Genomic DNA, 14,783 nt, shown 5'->3' with positions numbered 1-14,783 from the left:
GGCGGCAAGCCTAATCAAGGGGCCAGAAGAGGACAATTCACAATGGCGGGACGATACAGGAGGGGTTCAGATTGGGGCACTGACTGCTCAAATATGAGTCAATGCCCCAGCATGACAGGAAGTCAGGGGGTTCAGATGGCCAGATCAGAGACGGTGCTGGAGACGTTGTTCGCCTCCCGGCGGATGTCGCTCATCACCTCATTCACCTCGCCCACCTGCTGCTTGCCAAGCTCGGCGCTGCTGGCGACGTCAGACATCTCGGAGGTGACCTTGGCGGTCAGCTCCCGGTTGTTCTGTACCACCTTGGCAATCTCGTCGGTAGAGAGAGACGTGCGGGCCGCCAGCTGGCGAACCTCGTCAGCCACCACCGCAAACCCACGACCCTGATCCCCCGCCCGCGCCGCCTCAATGGCTGCGTTAAGGGCCAGCAGATTGGTCTGGTCGGCGATGCTGCTGATGGTGGAGACGATCGCCTCGATACTACGCGACTGCTCGTTCAGCTGATTGATAAGGCCGATGCTGTGAGTCAGCTGGCTGGCAATCAGGCTGGAGGTATCGACCACCGAGGAGAGCAGACCCGCGCCGCGCTCGGCGCAGTTCAGGGTCTCCTGCGCCGCATCGTGGGCCAACATGGCCGCTTCCCGCACCGCATCGCTCTTGTTGATCCGCTCGGTGATGTCGCTGGCGAACTTGATCACCTTCACCACCTTGCGATGCTCATCAAGGATCGGGTTGTAGGTCGCCTCCAGCCACACCTTGCTACCGTGACTGTTCTGACGACAGAAGAGACCGGACTTGAACTGACCACGGCCCAGCTCATCCCAGAAGTGGGGCTGGTCTCGATAGAACTGATCGTCGCAGAAGATGCGGTGATGCTTGCCCTGCACCTGAGCCAGGGTATAGCCCATGGTATGGAGGAAATTACCGTTGGCTGCAATCACCTCCCCGCCAGGGGTGAACTCGATGACCGCCAGTGACCGATCCAGCGCCGTCACCACCGCCTGCTGGCTGAGCAGTTGCAGGTGGTGCTCGGTAATATCGGCCGCGATCTTGATCACCTTGGTCACCACGCCCCGCAACTTGACCGGAAAATAGGTCGCTTCCAGCCAGATCGCCTCGCCCCGTTTGTTGAAGCGCTGGAATACCCCGGTACGGGAACGCCCCTGCTTCAGATCCGCCCAAAACTGCTGATAGTCGCTGCTCTGGGCATAGAGCTTGTCGCAAAAGATACGGTGATGCTGGCCGATAACCTCGGGCGCACTGAAGCCCACCACGTTGAGAAAGAGATCATTGGCGGCCAGCACAGTGCCATCGGGCGTAAAGGTGATGGTCGCCACGCTGCCGTGCACTGCGTCGAAAAATCCCTGCTGTTCCAGAAGTTGATCCTGGCACTGCTGCAACTCGGCTTTCAGTTTGCTATTGAACATCGAAACGTATCCTCCAGACTGGCACCCACCATGGCCAAACCACGCAGTGGATCAATAAGATAATGGTGGCGTGCTCCATCAGCATAGTTGGCGGCGTTGCCGCGATCCCATCTGACGCCATATTTATTGCTGTAAATCAAATTCACCGACCAAGCGCCACTCATGCAGAGCTGCAACCCTTATTCCACCACCGGTTGCCACTCCAGATAGGCCGGATTGGCGACAAAGCCGATCCGCTCATAGAGAGGGCGCCCCTGCTCGCTGGCATGGAGCCACACCTTGCCCAGCTGACGCGATCTGGCGAAGGCGGTAATGGCATCGAGCAGCGCCGTGGCGATCCCCTGCTGGCGCCATAGTGACCGCGTATACATGTTGAGCAGATACCCCTCCACTCCCGCCAGATTGCCGGGATAGGGCGGCCGTTCAAACAATGCCAGCGTCCCTGCTGCCACGATCTGTTTGCAGCCCTCCTGCGTATCGGCCTCAGCCAGCCAGGATAAAGCACTCTCTTCACTCATCGCCCGGGTGAAATAGTCAAGGGTGGCCTGCCACAAGGCCGGGTCTGCCTGCGGTGTCACCAGCTCACCGACCTCACAAAACAGCTCCATGCGCAGCGCCACCAGTGCGGGAATATCTGCGGCCCTTGCCTGACGAATGATCATTGGCTGCTCCTTTTCTCTCATGGGAAATTTCGCCGGCCGTCATTATGACAAAGAGCGCCTTGTGGCGCTCTTTGTCATTGGGGAAATCACTGATAAATCAATGGCTGCGACGTGTCAGCCAATAATCCAGGCTCAGCACACCGCCGCCCCAGATGATCAGGGTCAGCAGCATCCAGCCCCACAGCTGGTGATCGTAAAAGCCACCCGCCCAGAGGGTCGGGTAGGAGATCACCGCCATGATATTGAAGCCAAACAGCAGCAAGGCGGCCGGGCGAGTAAAAAGCCCTGCCAGCAGGAAGAGCGGCAACAGCAGCTCGGCGGCCGTCCCCAGATAGGCAGCCCACAACCAGGGCAGCAGGGGCACCTGATACTCGGATTCAAACAGATAGAGGGTGGAATCCCACGCAGTCAGCTTGAGCCAACCTGAAGTAATAAAAACCGAGGCGACCCACAGCCGCGCCAGCAACAGCACACAAGCGCGGCTCCAGCGCGGCAAATCACCACTCGAGCTGGCCAGCGCCAGCCATTTGTTTGCCATCATGGCATTACCTCCATATCCACCAGCAGACCAAGGGTTATCAGGCGAGTGAGATGTTCACTGGCCGCAGGGTCGGCCGCAAGCAGATCGACCAGCGCCGTACCAGCGAGACATCCCTGTAGCAGCGCCCACTCACCCGCCGTCAGGGGCAAGGGGGCAACCCGGCAATCCGGCTGTTTCTTCAATGCCAGCCAGACGGGGGCATCAAGCGCGTCCACCGCTTCACCACCGTGCAGCGCCATCTGCCACAGGGCCAGTACCGGATAATCGCTAGCAACCAGCAGCAGATCCGTGGCTGGCAACAGCCGCAGCCGCTCCCATTGTTGCGGCGATAATGCGGCCAGACGCTCGGCTGGCCAGCAGCGTGATTCCAGCGGCAGCAGACTGGCACGCTCAAGCTGCCATTCGAACTGAGCCAGCTCCTCCAGCCAGGGCAGTCCGGTTGTAGTCGGCAAGCGGGCCAACCATTGGCCAAACCCGGCGCCATAGTGCATGACGCTCCCTTCCCTGAGCGGCTCGGCCAATACGAAGCCACGGGCCGCCGCTGCAAAAAAGTCATCCCCGACCATAGCCTTGACGGCGGGATAACTGCTCGCCAGCACCTCGCCAAGGCTCAGGATGAAGTGGTTGCGATAGACCTGCAGCACAGATTCGGCAGAAAAGAGTCGGGAGCTGATGTGAGGGGCAATGGCGTCATGCGCCCCCAGCAGACCATCGGCAAAGTGCTGTTGCAGCTGTGCCAGTTCAGCCATGGGCCACCTCCCGTGGTGCACTCATGGCACGCGCCTCATCCAGAATGGCGCCGGCCTGCGCCGCCTCTGCCAGCAAGACCGGCAGCGGCGGGATCTCGAGGTCCCACTCAATCAGGGTGGGAATGGCCTGCTTGCGGCAGATCTGGCGATAGAGTTCCCAGACCGGCTCCACCACAGGGGCGCTGTGGGTATCGATATAGAGGGAGCCTTCCGGCAGCTGCTTCTCGGTATAACCGGCCAGATGGATCTCCCCGACGGTGGCGAGATCGATCGCCGCCAGATACTCATCGCAAGAGAAACCGTGATTGAAAGCACTGACATAGAGATTGTTGAGGTCGAGCAGGATGCCGCACTCGCTGCGCTGCTGCAGCTCGGCCAGAAATTCCCACTCGCTCATCTCCCCGGGCAGTTGCAGATAGGAGGAGGGATTTTCAATCAACATGCGGCAACCCAGGGTCTGTTGTACCTGCTGGATTTTGTCGCTCATGTTGCGCAGGGAGGCGCGGGTATAGGGCACCGGCAGCAGATCGTTGAAGTAACGCCCGCCAATGCTGCCCCAGCTGAGATGTTCTGAGATCCGTACCGGTTTGATCGCCGAGGCCAGCATCACCAACTGCTGCAGATGGTGCGGATCGAGCGGGTCGGCAGAACCGAGGGACATGCCAACGCCGTGAAGACTGACGGGGTAGTGCTGCGCCAGTTCGGCGAGCACCTGAAAACCGTGACTGTGCCGTTCGAAGTAATTTTCACTGTGCACCTCCAGCCAACCAACTGCCGGCAGGGTTTGCCGGATCTCATCGTAATGGGGAGTGCGTAATCCGATACCAATCAAAGGGTTCATCGCAAGACTCGCTTTCGCCAACCAGAGAAGATGCAGGGGGCGACCCATTGGCCATCCCCTGCCCGATGTCTCTTACTTGGGTTGCAGCGAACCGCCGACCAGCTTCTCGCACAGCCCTTTGGGCATCACCACAAAGGCATCACCCTGAGCATCTTCCTTGGCAGTACCGGCGCAGGAGCTGCTCTTGGTCGCACAGTCATTTTTGCTGGCCTTGACCACGCCGTAGCACTTCTCCTTTTCATCGGCAGCCATGGCTGGCGCCGCGATAAATTGGGCGCCCAGCGCCAGCAGACCGGTCATGGCGGAGGCGATAGCAGTGCTTTTTTTAACATTCATGTTCATGTTCCTTTTGATGTCGTTGGATGTTGCTGATATCCCCGATTTGTCGCAACCGGGTACCTGCAATAGAACCGGCAAACGGGATATTCCCTTTCAAAAAAACACAAAAATAGTTAAAAAACCCAAAGGCAAACACTCAATCAATTGATTTTAAAAAGCTATTTCATCATTGAAAATTTCTCGACGACCACCAATTTATGAACGAGAAAAGTGCCATATGGTGCTTTCATCCCGTTAATCTTCTTCACTGGTTCCATCAAAAGAGATGCGTCAGACATAAAAAAGCCCCGCCAAAGGCAGGACTGGACGCAACCTTAAAGAAACAAAAAATCAACAATCGGAGTGGTATTGGGAGCCAGGAGTTGCGGCAAACAGATAAAAAGAGAGACAGCTTTGGCTGTCTCTTTTTGCACATGGTGCGAATGGGGTTTAGTAGAAGATCCGCTCGCCACGCTCGCTCATTTTGAGCCACACCGGTTTGGTGCTGGTTTTATTCCAGATCCGGTGCAGATAGCTGTAGAAGCGGGCACGATCGCTGCGAAACAGCATCACGGGGAAAGCCAGAATGCCCACCAGCAATACATAAATGCGACGAAGAATAATCTGAGTCAGGGAAAAGGGATGAAACATGATGTAACTCCTTACTGGTAAGACCACTGAGCAAAGATTACCCCACTACATGTAGGATTACTACATCACCAACGCATTTTTTTATAAAAAAATGGTGAAAAACGGGAAATAATGAAAACGGGTTACGTCATTAACCAACAGTTAACAAACTTGCGAAAATCGTGCGCTTTGCCACAGTTATCAGGGGAAAAACATGCAGTAGGGAGACACGCATGAAACTGCCGGAAGTGGCACTGCTGGTGCTGATGGTTGCCCTGACACGGGCACAACTGGAGGAGTGGCAACTGAATCGGGAAGATGCCATCGTGCTGGCCGAACGGGGCGTGCCCACCGTCAGCCTGTGGCAATGCGGCACACTGAAGCAACGGATTGCGGATCTCAACCAGCACAGTGCCGAGGTGCAGTTTCAATATCGGGGGCAAAACATGGCGGATGTGAGCCACTATCTCGAGCGCGAGTGGAAACAGGCTGGCTGCGAACAGTTACTGGTACAGCAAGGATACTGACCAATGCTCAGACTCGAAGAGTAATTATTGATATAAACAGAGAAAAGATGGAGGCACGTTCCGGAGTCGAACCGGACTAAACGGATTTGCAATCCGCTGCATAACCGCTTTGCTAACGCGCCATGCTGACAAGACTGATTGTCTTGAAAGTGAGTTCCATCGTTGGTGCGATGGAAAATTGGAGCGGGAAACGAGACTCGAACTCGCGACCCCGACCTTGGCAAGGTCGTGCTCTACCAACTGAGCTATTCCCGCATTACTGCTTTCGTGCCAGTTGCCTGACAACGAGGCGCATTATACGTACCACGAGCGCCAGCACAACCCCTTTTTCGCAATTTAAGCCCTGATGCAGACTGTTTGCTCAGGGTTTAAACGCCTTGCTGCATTTTTCTCCAGCCAGCTGTGACCCACCAAGCGAATTTGGGATAAAGTCGTTGAAATGATTACGCTTTCGTTCGAGACTTGAGCGGCTTAATAACCGGATTCTCAATTGAAAATCACAAGATGAAATGGATCTTCACGCTTCGTGGGCTCAGGCCGCAGTTAATGCTGGCTTTTTTCATGTTGGGCATGGTGCCCTTTTTGGTCATCACCCTCTTCTTTCTATACAGCCACGGCAAGGATCTCACCACCCAGACCTCCAACCATCTGGTCTCCGTCCGTAATATCAAGAAGAGTCAGCTCGAGGATTACTTCAACAACCTCAAAGAGCAGATCATCAACTTCTCCCAGCAGGATTTTGCTGGCAACAGTATCGGCCGTTTCTATGGCTTTACCGGCGCCTTCGAGAAGCTGGGCACCACACCGCAGGAGGCCCGCAGCCGTGCTCAGGCCCGCTATCTGCCAGGCTCCTGGGATCAACTGCGCAAACCGGACAGTCAGGTGGAGATCGAACCCTCCATCACGGCGCTTATCCTCGCCGACGAGATGTATGGCCGGGTGCACCAGCGCTTTCATCGCGGCTATGCCGACATGGTGCGCAAGTCCAACTACAGCGACATCTTTCTGGTGGACCTCAACGGTGATGTGGTCTATTCGGTCACCAAGCACCCTAACTTTGCCACCAATCTGCTCTCCGGACCTTATCAGGGCAGTGGCTTGGGCCAGACCTTCGCCAAGATCAAACGCCGCCTCGATGGCGGCCAGAAACCGCAGCAGATCTTCGAGTTCACCGATTTTGGCCGCAACGAGCTGACCGGGCAGGTGGTCGCCTACATGGCGGCGCCCGTGATGCAGTACGACTATGTGCGCGGTGTGGTGATTTTCGAGCTGCTGCCGGACAAGCTCAACCAGATCATGGCGGAGCGGGAGGGGCTGGGCGAGACCGGCGAGACCATCCTCATCGGCCCCGACAAGCGGATGCGCGCCGATGCCTGGCTGGCACCGGAGTTCAGCGTCGAGAACAGCTTCAGCCCCAACTTCCGGCCGCTGCAAACCCCCCTCATCACCAAGACGCTCTCCGGCGAGCAGGGGGTCGGGCTGTTCCACTCCTATCAGGATGACGAGGTGCTGGCCGCCTACACCCAGGTGAAGGTGTTCGATACCGAGTGGGCCTTTATCGCCGAGATCTCCACCCGGGAAGCCTATGCCCCCATCCGCCAGCTGGAAACTCTGGTGATTGTGCTGGGTGCGGGCTCGGTACTGCTGCTGATCCTCTTCTCCCGCTGGCTCTCCCACTCCATCACGGCGCCGCTGCGATCCCTGACCGAAGCAGCCGAGCAGGTGGCCGACGGCGCGCTGGATCACCCCATCGCCATCGAGCGCACCGGCGATGATATCGACCGGCTGGCCGAGGCGTTTCGCCATATGCAGCGCTCGGTGAAGGACAAGATCGAACTGATCGAACAGCAGACCCAGGAGCTGCAACAGCAGGTCAAGCTGACCCACAAGCAGAACCTCAGCCTGCAGCAGGCGGACAAGCTCAAGGATGAACTGCTGGCCAACACCTCCCACGAGCTGCGCACCCCCATTCACGGTATCAAGGGGATGGCCGAGTCGATGCTCGCCAGTCAGCAGGATTTGACCGAAGGGCAGCAAAAGCAGCTCGGCCTCATCATCAAGAGCGCCGACGGCTTGGCCCGTCTGGTGGACGATCTGCTGGACTACCACCAGATGCGCTACGGCCAGCTGGAGATCCACTCCCAGCCCGTCTCATCCAAGGGGGTTATCCGGCTGGTGCTGGACCTCTGCCAGCATCTGGTGCAGGCCAAACCCCTCACTCTGGTGGATATCAGCCCGGCCGAACTGCCGCCGGTGCTGGCCGATGAGCAGCGGCTCGAACAGGTGCTCTACAACCTGGTGGGCAACGCCATCAAGTACACGCCGCAGGGCAAGGTGGTGCTCAGTGCCATCGTCGAGAACAACTTCCTGCGCATCAAGGTCACCGACACTGGCATCGGCATCGCCCCTGATCATCTGGAACACATCTTCGAGCCGCTGGTACAGATGAGCCCGGAGGTGAGCAAGCAGGGGGCCGGCCTTGGCCTCTCCATCACCCGCCAGCTGGTGCACCTTATGGGGGGAGAGCTGTTTGTCGAGAGCGAGCCGAGCGTAGGCTCTACCTTCGCCTTTACCCTGCCCCTTGCCACCGGCAAAGCGGCCAATCTGACTCTCGACAGCCGCCAGATCGAGCATCAGCTGGTGCGCCAGCAACCGCTGATCCTGCCGGACTGGGAGAGCGACGATCTGCCCCCTCCCCCCGAGGATGCGCCGCTCATTCTGGTGGTGGATGACGAGCCCATCAACCTGCACATCCTGCGCCATCTGCTGCAGCCCTGCGGCTACCGCATCCTGCCCAGCAGTGATGGCCACGATGCGCTGGCCAAGCTGGCCGAGGAGCCGGTGGACCTCATCCTGCTCGATGTGATGATGCCCACCCTTTCCGGTTTTGACGTCTGCCGTCGCCTACGCCAGCAACACCCGAAAGATATGCTGCCGGTGCTGCTGCTCACCGCCCTCAACCAGCCCAAGGATATCGAGGAGGGCTTCGGGGCCGGTGCCAACGACTATCTGGTCAAACCCTTCTGCAAGGAGGAGCTGTTTGCCCGGGTCAAGGCACTGCTGGAGGCCAAGGCCGGACGCGCCTCGCTGGTAGAGAACCGGCTATTGAAGCAGGAGATCGAACATCGCCTCACCCTGCAGGATCGACTGCATCAGGATCAGCAGCGCCTGCTGGCCCTGCTCGGCGAAGGGGCCGACCCCATGATCTTTATCGACGAGCAGGGCACAGTGCTGTTTGCCTCCCGGGTGCTGGCGCGCCTGCTGGGACAGGAGCCGGAAGCCATGGAGGGGCAGCCCCTCAATGAGTGGCTCGCCACCCCGCTGCAACAGCAGTGGCCCGACCTTGCCAGCGAACGGGAACACAATCTGGAATTTCTGGTGGCTGGGCAAAAAGATGTGCTCAACGCCCGCGCCCTGCCCATCGCGCTCGGAGGACAGGCCGCCTTCGCCCTCACTCTGAGTACCGAGCTGCGTCAGGATGAGAACCGGGTAATGGCGCTGGAGAACGCCCTCAAGAACCTCTCGCGGCAAGCCATCATCGAAGATGAACAGCTGCTGGGCGAGCTGAGCCGCCTGGGTGGCGAGTTCCGTTCGCTGGCCGACGACCTCATTCGCCAGCAGGATGACGAGCCGCTGCGCCGTGCGCTGGTAGAGACCATGCAGCTCACCCTGGATGCCTGGCAGCAGGGGACCGGCAAGGGCAAAATCGTGCTGGCAGAGAAGAGCAAGCTGTGGCGGGTCTATATGGACAGATCCAGCCCGCAGACCCGCACCCTCGACAAATACCTGAGTCTGGACACCCTGCCCAAGTCGCCACGCTGGAAGACGGTAGTGGCCACCACCGAGTATGTGCTGGGCCACTGCCCGCTCAATGACCACCAGCGCCAGCAGTTGCAGCACAGCGCCCAGACCCTGCGCCAGCTCGCCAACCGCAAGCCGTGACACGGCGCCCTAAACGGGCGCCGGATCACAATTGGCAATCTGGTTTCTTTTTCTGCAAAACAAAGCCCCGCCCGACCCCGAAACCGAGAGCAGATCCAATTCACAAATTTGTCATATACGCCATTTTCACAGCCACTTTCTACGCGAGAGAAAATAACGCAAACTAATGATTCTAAACAGATAAAAAAGCATTTTGACGAGATTGACGTAACACCGTCAATTTTTACGAAAACAACGAAATCAATAGTTGTTGTTTTCCTGTTAATTCTGGTTTGCTTAGGGCGTTGGAAAACAGAACGACAAAGGTTAGACACCTGACCAACACAGAGGGCCGATTTCATCAGCATGCGAAACCGGTGCTCACACAAAACAAGGCGAACCCTCGGGAATGCCAAAAAATAAGAAAGGAAAACATATGCTTGCCAAAGTATCCAAAATCTCTACCGCTGTAATGCTGGGAACCATGATGCTTGCCGGTGCCGCCGGTAACGCCATGGCCGCAGAAAACAAAACCGTGCTGACCATGGTCGCACAGCAGGAAACCGCCTGGGTCAAGAACTTCAACCCCTTCCTGCAAGCGGGTTTGCTGCACACCACCCGTCACTTCATCTATGAACCACTGGTGATCTTCAACGATATGCAAGGGGGCAAACCCGTCTATCGTCTGGCCACCAACTATGCGTTCAGCGATGACCTGAAATCCGTCACCTTCGATCTGCGTGACGGCGTGAAATGGTCTGACGGCGAAGCCTTTGATGCCGATGACATCATCTTCTCCTTCAATCTGGTCAAGGCCAACAAGGCGCTGGATGAGCGCTCAATCTGGACCCAGATCAAGAGCGTCGAGAAGCTCGCCCCCAATAAGGTCAAATTCGACCTGACCGAGGTCAACACTAACGTGGTGAACGATCTGGTGCTGGTACCTATAGTGCCGGAGCATCAGTGGAAATCGGTGAAAGATCCGGTTGCCTTCACCAACGACAAGCCGGTTGGTACTGGCCCCTTCACCGAAGTGGACAACTTCTCCGCCCAGCTCTATACCCAGTGCCGCAACCCGCACTACTGGGATAACGCCAACCTCGCCATCGACTGTATCCGCATGCCGCAGATGGCCACCAACGACCAGGTGCTGGCGGCTGTCATGAAGGGTGACATCGACTGGTTCGGCTCCTTCGTGCCGGATATCGAGCGCCTCTACGTCGGCAACGATCCGAAGAACAACAAATACTGGTTCCCGGCCTCCGGTACCGTGGCGTTCAACGTCAACTTCCAGACCAAGAACCCGGGCAATAACGAAGCCTTCAACGACATCAACTTCCGCCGCGCCTTCTCCATGGCGATGGACCGCCAGTCCATGGTGGATATCGCAGGCTACGGCTACCCTACCGTCAACGAGTACCCGTCAGGTCTGGGCAAAGCCTTTGACTCCTGGAACAACCCGGAAGTGGACAAGAAGTACGGCAAGTACAACAAGTTCGACTTGGAAGGGGCCAAGGCCCTGCTGAAAGAGGCAGGCTACAAGGATTGTGACGGCGACAAGTTCCTCGACACCCCGAGCTGCAAAAAGATCGAGTTCAAGGTTCTGGTGCCGAACGGCTGGACCGACTGGGTCAACACAGTACAGATCGGTGTAGAAGGGCTGCAGGCGCTGGGCCTGAACGCCAAGACCGCCACCCCGGAAGCGACCGTCTGGACCGAGAACCTGATCACCGGTGACTTCGATGTCGCCCTGCAGGGTTACTTTGCCGGTGCCAACCCGCACAAGTACTTCGAGACCGCGTTCCACTCCCGCAACATGGGTGACCGTGGCAACCGCTTCGCCGCACCCCGTTACAAGGACCCCGAGCTCGACAAGCTAATCGATGACTTCACCCAGACCGCCGATGCGGCCAAGCAGAAGGAGATCATGTTCGCCATCCAGGATCGTGTTGGTGCCAACCAGACCATCATTCCGGTCTTCAACAACCCGACCTGGTACGAGTACAGCACCAAGCGCTTCAACGGCTGGTTCAGTGCTGATAACCCGGTAGCCAAACCTCAGCTCCACCCGGACACCCCTGAGCGTCTGCTGCACGTGTTGTCCCTCAAGCCAAACAGCTAAACAATCCCGGCCCCCTGCGGGGGGCCATCTTCCCCGTTAATCCCCTTCTTGCCCGGCTTTGCCGGGGTTGGGGTAGCTATACCCGACGCGGGGCAGACTTGCAGTAAAAGGTACTATCATGGGATTCATACTGAGACGCTTTTCCTTCTATCTGGTTGCCTTTCTGGTAGCCGCCACCATCAACTTCCTGTTACCCCGTGCCATGCCAGGGGATCCTGTCTCCGTGATGTTTGCCCGCGCTGGCGCCATGATGGAACCCGCCGCCCAGGAAGCCCTCAAAGCCACCTTCGGCTTTGTCGACGGCCCCATCGGCACCCAGTTTCTCACCTATGTGAAGAGTGTCTTCACTTGGGATCTCGGCACCTCGGTGCGCTTCTACCCGCAGCAGGTCTCTGACGTGCTGGGCCGTGCCATCGGCTGGACCCTGTTTCTGGTCGGCACCTCCACCATCCTGAGCTTCTCCATCGGTTCCATCGTCGGCATCTTCGCCGCCTGGTATCGCGGCGGCCGGATGGACAGCATTCTCTCCCCGCTCACCCTGGTGATGCAGGCCATTCCGCCGGTGGTGGTCTCCCTGCTCGCCCTGTTCCTGTTCGGGGTCAGCCTCGAGTGGCTGCCCATCGGCTACGCCTACAGCCCGGAGATCAAGGCTGACTGGGGCTGGGAGCACATCCAGAGCATCATGACCCACGCCATCATGCCGGTGCTGACCCTGGCCGTGGTACAGGTGGGGGGCTTTCTCATCACCATGCGCAACAACATGATCAACCTGCTGGGCGAGGATTACATCACCATGGCCAAGGCCAAGGGGCTCTCCAGCAACCGGGTGATCTTCAACTACGGCGCCCGCAACGCCATTCTGCCCAGCGTCACCGCCCTATCGATGGCGCTCGGCTTCGTCATCGGTGGATCTCTCATCACCGAGGTGATCTTCAACTATCCCGGCTTGGGCCTGACCCTCTATCAGGGCATTCTGGCCCGCGACTACCCGCTCATTCAGGGGCAGCTGCTCATCATGACCATCACCATGCTCAGCTTCAACTTCCTGGCCGACGTGCTCTACGTCTTCCTGGATCCCCGTCTGCGTACAGGAGGCAAATAAGATGCGTATGCCGACCATTCTAAAAATCCTGCTGGGCAACAAGAAGGCTGCCTGTGGCCTCGCCATCGTGGTTGCCTTCGTACTGATGGCCCTCTTTGCCCCCATTCTGGCCAGCAACGAGCCGACCAAACGGGTGGCTCGCCCGCACCAGCCGCCCAGTGCCGAGTTCGTGATGGGTTCCACCCGCATGGGCCACGATATCTGGGCCCAGTTCACCAACGGCGCCCGTATCTCGCTGCTGGTGGGCTTCAGCGCAGGCCTGCTGGTCTGCACCCTGGCCGTCGCCATCGGCATCACCGCCGGTTACTTCGGCGGTCTGGTGGATGAGTGCCTCACCTTCCTGATGAACGTGGTGCTGGTGATCCCCAACCTCCCCTTGCTACTGGTGCTGGCGAGCTTTATCGGGGAGGCGTCACCGGCGGTGATTGCCGTGATAATAGGGTTGACCTCGTGGGCCTATGGCGCGCGGGTCATCCGGGCCCAGACCCTGGCCCTGCGCGAGAAGGAGTTCGTCATCGCCGCCGAAGTGCTGGGCGAGCCGGCCTGGCGCATCATTCTGGTGGAGATCCTGCCCAACCTCATCTCCATCATCGGGGTGAGCTTTATCGGTTCCATCATCTACGCCATCGTCACCGAAGCGACCCTGGAGTTCCTGGGGCTTGGCGACCCGACTGTGGTGAGCTGGGGCATCATGCTCTACAACGCCCAGACTTCCAGCGCCATTCTGGTCGGCGCCTGGTGGGAGATCCTGGCGCCCTGCTTTGCCATCGCCACCCTGGGTGCCGGTCTGGCCCTGCTCAACTTCGCCATCGACGAGATTGCCAACCCGCAGCTGCGCTCCCACAAAGGGCTGAGCCGCTGGAAGAAACTCGCGGCGCCGGTCACCACTCCGGTTGCCACAGCACAGGAGAAGACAGCATGAACAAGCATCCCCTGCTGTCAGTACGCAATCTTTGCGTCGACTACATCACCGAAAATGGCGACGTGCGCGCCGTCAACTCGGTGAGCTTCGATATCAGACAGGGCGAGATCTTCGGCCTCGCCGGTGAGTCGGGCTGCGGCAAGTCCACCGTCGCCTTCTCGGTGGCCCGGCTGCACAAGCCGCCCGCCTACATCAGCGGTGGCGAGATCCTGTTCAAGGGGGAGAATATCCTCCACTACAACGACGAACGGTTGCGCTCCTACCGCTGGCAACAGGTGTCGGTGGTGTTCCAGTCCGCCATGAACGCCCTGAACCCAGTGCTGCGGATGGAGGAGCAGTTCTGCGACGTGCTGCTGGCCCACAACCCCGGCATGACCCGTTACGAGGCGATCAAGCGCGCCCAGGAGTTGCTCACTATCGTCGATATCCACCCGAGCCGGCTCAAGGACTACCCGCACCAGTTTTCCGGCGGCATGCGCCAGCGGCTGGTGATTGCCATCGCCATGGCGCTCAACCCCGAGCTGCTCATCATGGATGAGCCAACCACGGCGCTCGATGTGGTGGTACAGCGGGAGATCCTGCAGAAGGTCTATGCCCTGAAAGAGAAGTTCAACTTCTCCATTCTGTTCATCACCCACGATCTCTCCCTGATGGTGGAGTTCTGCGATCGCATCGGCATTATGTATGCCGGTGAGCTGGTGGAGGTCGCTCCCTCCAAGGCGATCCTGACCGCGCCGCTACACCCCTATACCAGAGGGCTTGGCAACTCCTTCCCGCCCCTGCACGGACCGAAGAAGGTGCTGGAGGGGATCCCGGGCACCCCGCTCAACCTGCTGGAAGTGCCGGTCGGCTGCCGCTTTCAGGCCCGCTGCGGCAAGGTGCACGATCGTTGCCGTCAGGAGTACACCAGATTGGCCGAGATCCGCCCCGGGCAACAGACCGCCTGCCACCTCTATGAGGAGCAGGGACTGCAACAAGATTCCGTGATCTATCTGGACAAGGCCGCTGGCTGTTAAGGATG

Annotated in this window: 13 protein-coding genes and 2 tRNA genes; 6 read left to right on the top strand and 9 right to left on the bottom strand. The window is 58.6% G+C overall.

Going from position 1 to position 14,783, the window contains the following annotated elements; genetic code table 11:
- Positions 1-131: 131 nt before the first annotated feature.
- The 7 genes from OKC31_RS05675 to OKC31_RS05645 all read right to left on the bottom strand — a co-directional run bounded on the left by OKC31_RS05675 (position 132) and on the right by OKC31_RS05645 (position 5,189).
- Positions 132-1,427, bottom strand: coding sequence for a methyl-accepting chemotaxis protein (locus OKC31_RS05675; protein ID WP_101529861.1), 1,296 nt, complete (start codon positions 1,425-1,427; stop codon positions 132-134).
- 179 nt (positions 1,428-1,606) lie between these two features.
- A complete protein-coding gene (locus OKC31_RS05670) occupies positions 1,607-2,089 on the bottom strand; it encodes a GNAT family N-acetyltransferase (protein WP_270656464.1) in 483 nt (160 codons plus the stop codon).
- A 97-nt stretch (positions 2,090-2,186) separates the two neighbouring features.
- Positions 2,187-2,630: a DoxX family protein gene (locus OKC31_RS05665; RefSeq protein ID WP_270656463.1), complete on the bottom strand. Its 444-nt coding sequence runs from the start codon at positions 2,628-2,630 to the stop codon at positions 2,187-2,189.
- On the bottom strand, positions 2,627-3,379 hold the full coding sequence (locus OKC31_RS05660; protein ID WP_270656462.1) for an HvfC/BufC N-terminal domain-containing protein: 753 nt from the start codon (positions 3,377-3,379) through the stop codon (positions 2,627-2,629). The genes OKC31_RS05665 and OKC31_RS05660 overlap by 4 nt, the downstream gene beginning before the upstream one ends.
- Positions 3,372-4,220 (bottom strand): MNIO family bufferin maturase, encoded by an 849-nt coding sequence (bufB, locus tag OKC31_RS05655; protein WP_270656461.1) that lies wholly within the window; start codon positions 4,218-4,220, stop codon positions 3,372-3,374. The genes OKC31_RS05660 and bufB overlap by 8 nt, the downstream gene beginning before the upstream one ends.
- Positions 4,221-4,292: 72 nt before the next feature.
- The gene (locus OKC31_RS05650; RefSeq protein ID WP_005334862.1) at positions 4,293-4,556 is read right to left on the bottom strand and encodes a BufA1 family periplasmic bufferin-type metallophore; all 264 of its coding nucleotides are present in this window, start codon (positions 4,554-4,556) and stop codon (positions 4,293-4,295) included.
- A gap of 432 nt (positions 4,557-4,988) precedes the next feature.
- Positions 4,989-5,189 (bottom strand): YbfA family protein, encoded by a 201-nt coding sequence (locus OKC31_RS05645; RefSeq protein ID WP_005334863.1) that lies wholly within the window; start codon positions 5,187-5,189, stop codon positions 4,989-4,991.
- Positions 5,190-5,401: 212 nt separating this feature from the next.
- Here OKC31_RS05645 and OKC31_RS05640 point away from each other — a divergent pair, with 212 nt between their 5' ends.
- On the top strand, positions 5,402-5,695 hold the full coding sequence (locus OKC31_RS05640) for a hypothetical protein (RefSeq protein WP_005347702.1): 294 nt from the start codon (positions 5,402-5,404) through the stop codon (positions 5,693-5,695).
- A gap of 48 nt (positions 5,696-5,743) precedes the next feature.
- Here OKC31_RS05640 and OKC31_RS05635 read toward each other — a convergent pair.
- Positions 5,744-5,817 (bottom strand) — tRNA-Cys (locus tag OKC31_RS05635).
- A gap of 57 nt (positions 5,818-5,874) precedes the next feature.
- Positions 5,875-5,950, bottom strand: a tRNA-Gly gene (locus OKC31_RS05630).
- 249 nt (positions 5,951-6,199) lie between these two features.
- Here OKC31_RS05630 and OKC31_RS05625 point away from each other — a divergent pair.
- The 5 genes from OKC31_RS05625 to OKC31_RS05605 all read left to right on the top strand — a co-directional run bounded on the left by OKC31_RS05625 (position 6,200) and on the right by OKC31_RS05605 (position 14,778).
- Positions 6,200-9,637 (top strand): ATP-binding protein, encoded by a 3,438-nt coding sequence (locus tag OKC31_RS05625; RefSeq protein WP_043822397.1) that lies wholly within the window; start codon positions 6,200-6,202, stop codon positions 9,635-9,637.
- Between the two features lie 415 nt (positions 9,638-10,052).
- Positions 10,053-11,738 (top strand): ABC transporter substrate-binding protein, encoded by a 1,686-nt coding sequence (locus OKC31_RS05620; protein WP_005353816.1) that lies wholly within the window; start codon positions 10,053-10,055, stop codon positions 11,736-11,738.
- 118 nt (positions 11,739-11,856) lie between these two features.
- Entirely contained in the window at positions 11,857-12,840 is a 984-nt protein-coding gene (locus OKC31_RS05615) for an ABC transporter permease (protein ID WP_270656460.1), read from the top strand.
- A 1-nt stretch (position 12,841) separates the two neighbouring features.
- Entirely contained in the window at positions 12,842-13,762 is a 921-nt protein-coding gene (locus OKC31_RS05610) for an ABC transporter permease (protein ID WP_005347708.1), read from the top strand.
- Positions 13,759-14,778 (top strand): ABC transporter ATP-binding protein, encoded by a 1,020-nt coding sequence (locus tag OKC31_RS05605; protein ID WP_005334876.1) that lies wholly within the window; start codon positions 13,759-13,761, stop codon positions 14,776-14,778. Before OKC31_RS05610 ends, OKC31_RS05605 begins: the two co-directional genes overlap by 4 nt.
- The last annotated feature ends 5 nt before the right edge of the window (positions 14,779-14,783 follow it).

It is taken from the genome of Aeromonas sp. Y293-4 (genome assembly GCF_027705905.1).
GTDB lineage: Bacteria > Pseudomonadota > Gammaproteobacteria > Enterobacterales > Aeromonadaceae > Aeromonas > Aeromonas veronii.
The sequence above is the reverse complement of the archived record's forward strand: the minus strand, read 5'-3'. Positions and strand labels throughout refer to the sequence as shown.

Excerpts from the sequence above, each read along its gene's own strand:
- OKC31_RS05645 (WP_005334863.1), bottom strand. The coding sequence starts at position 5,189 with ATGTTTCATCCCTTTTCCCTGACTCAGATTATTCTTCGTCGCATTTAT.
- OKC31_RS05670 (WP_270656464.1), bottom strand. The coding sequence starts at position 2,089 with ATGATCATTCGTCAGGCAAGGGCCGCAGATATTCCCGCACTGGTGGCG.
- OKC31_RS05620 (WP_005353816.1), top strand. The coding sequence starts at position 10,053 with ATGCTTGCCAAAGTATCCAAAATCTCTACCGCTGTAATGCTGGGAACC.
- OKC31_RS05640 (WP_005347702.1), top strand. The coding sequence starts at position 5,402 with ATGAAACTGCCGGAAGTGGCACTGCTGGTGCTGATGGTTGCCCTGACA.
- OKC31_RS05675 (WP_101529861.1), bottom strand. The coding sequence starts at position 1,427 with ATGTTCAATAGCAAACTGAAAGCCGAGTTGCAGCAGTGCCAGGATCAA.
- OKC31_RS05610 (WP_005347708.1), top strand. The coding sequence starts at position 12,842 with ATGCGTATGCCGACCATTCTAAAAATCCTGCTGGGCAACAAGAAGGCT.
- bufB (WP_270656461.1), bottom strand. The coding sequence starts at position 4,220 with ATGAACCCTTTGATTGGTATCGGATTACGCACTCCCCATTACGATGAG.
- OKC31_RS05615 (WP_270656460.1), top strand. The coding sequence starts at position 11,857 with ATGGGATTCATACTGAGACGCTTTTCCTTCTATCTGGTTGCCTTTCTG.
- OKC31_RS05660 (WP_270656462.1), bottom strand. The coding sequence starts at position 3,379 with ATGGCTGAACTGGCACAGCTGCAACAGCACTTTGCCGATGGTCTGCTG.
- OKC31_RS05605 (WP_005334876.1), top strand. The coding sequence starts at position 13,759 with ATGAACAAGCATCCCCTGCTGTCAGTACGCAATCTTTGCGTCGACTAC.
- OKC31_RS05650 (WP_005334862.1), bottom strand. The coding sequence starts at position 4,556 with ATGAATGTTAAAAAAAGCACTGCTATCGCCTCCGCCATGACCGGTCTG.
- OKC31_RS05665 (WP_270656463.1), bottom strand. The coding sequence starts at position 2,630 with ATGATGGCAAACAAATGGCTGGCGCTGGCCAGCTCGAGTGGTGATTTG.
- OKC31_RS05625 (WP_043822397.1), top strand. The coding sequence starts at position 6,200 with ATGAAATGGATCTTCACGCTTCGTGGGCTCAGGCCGCAGTTAATGCTG.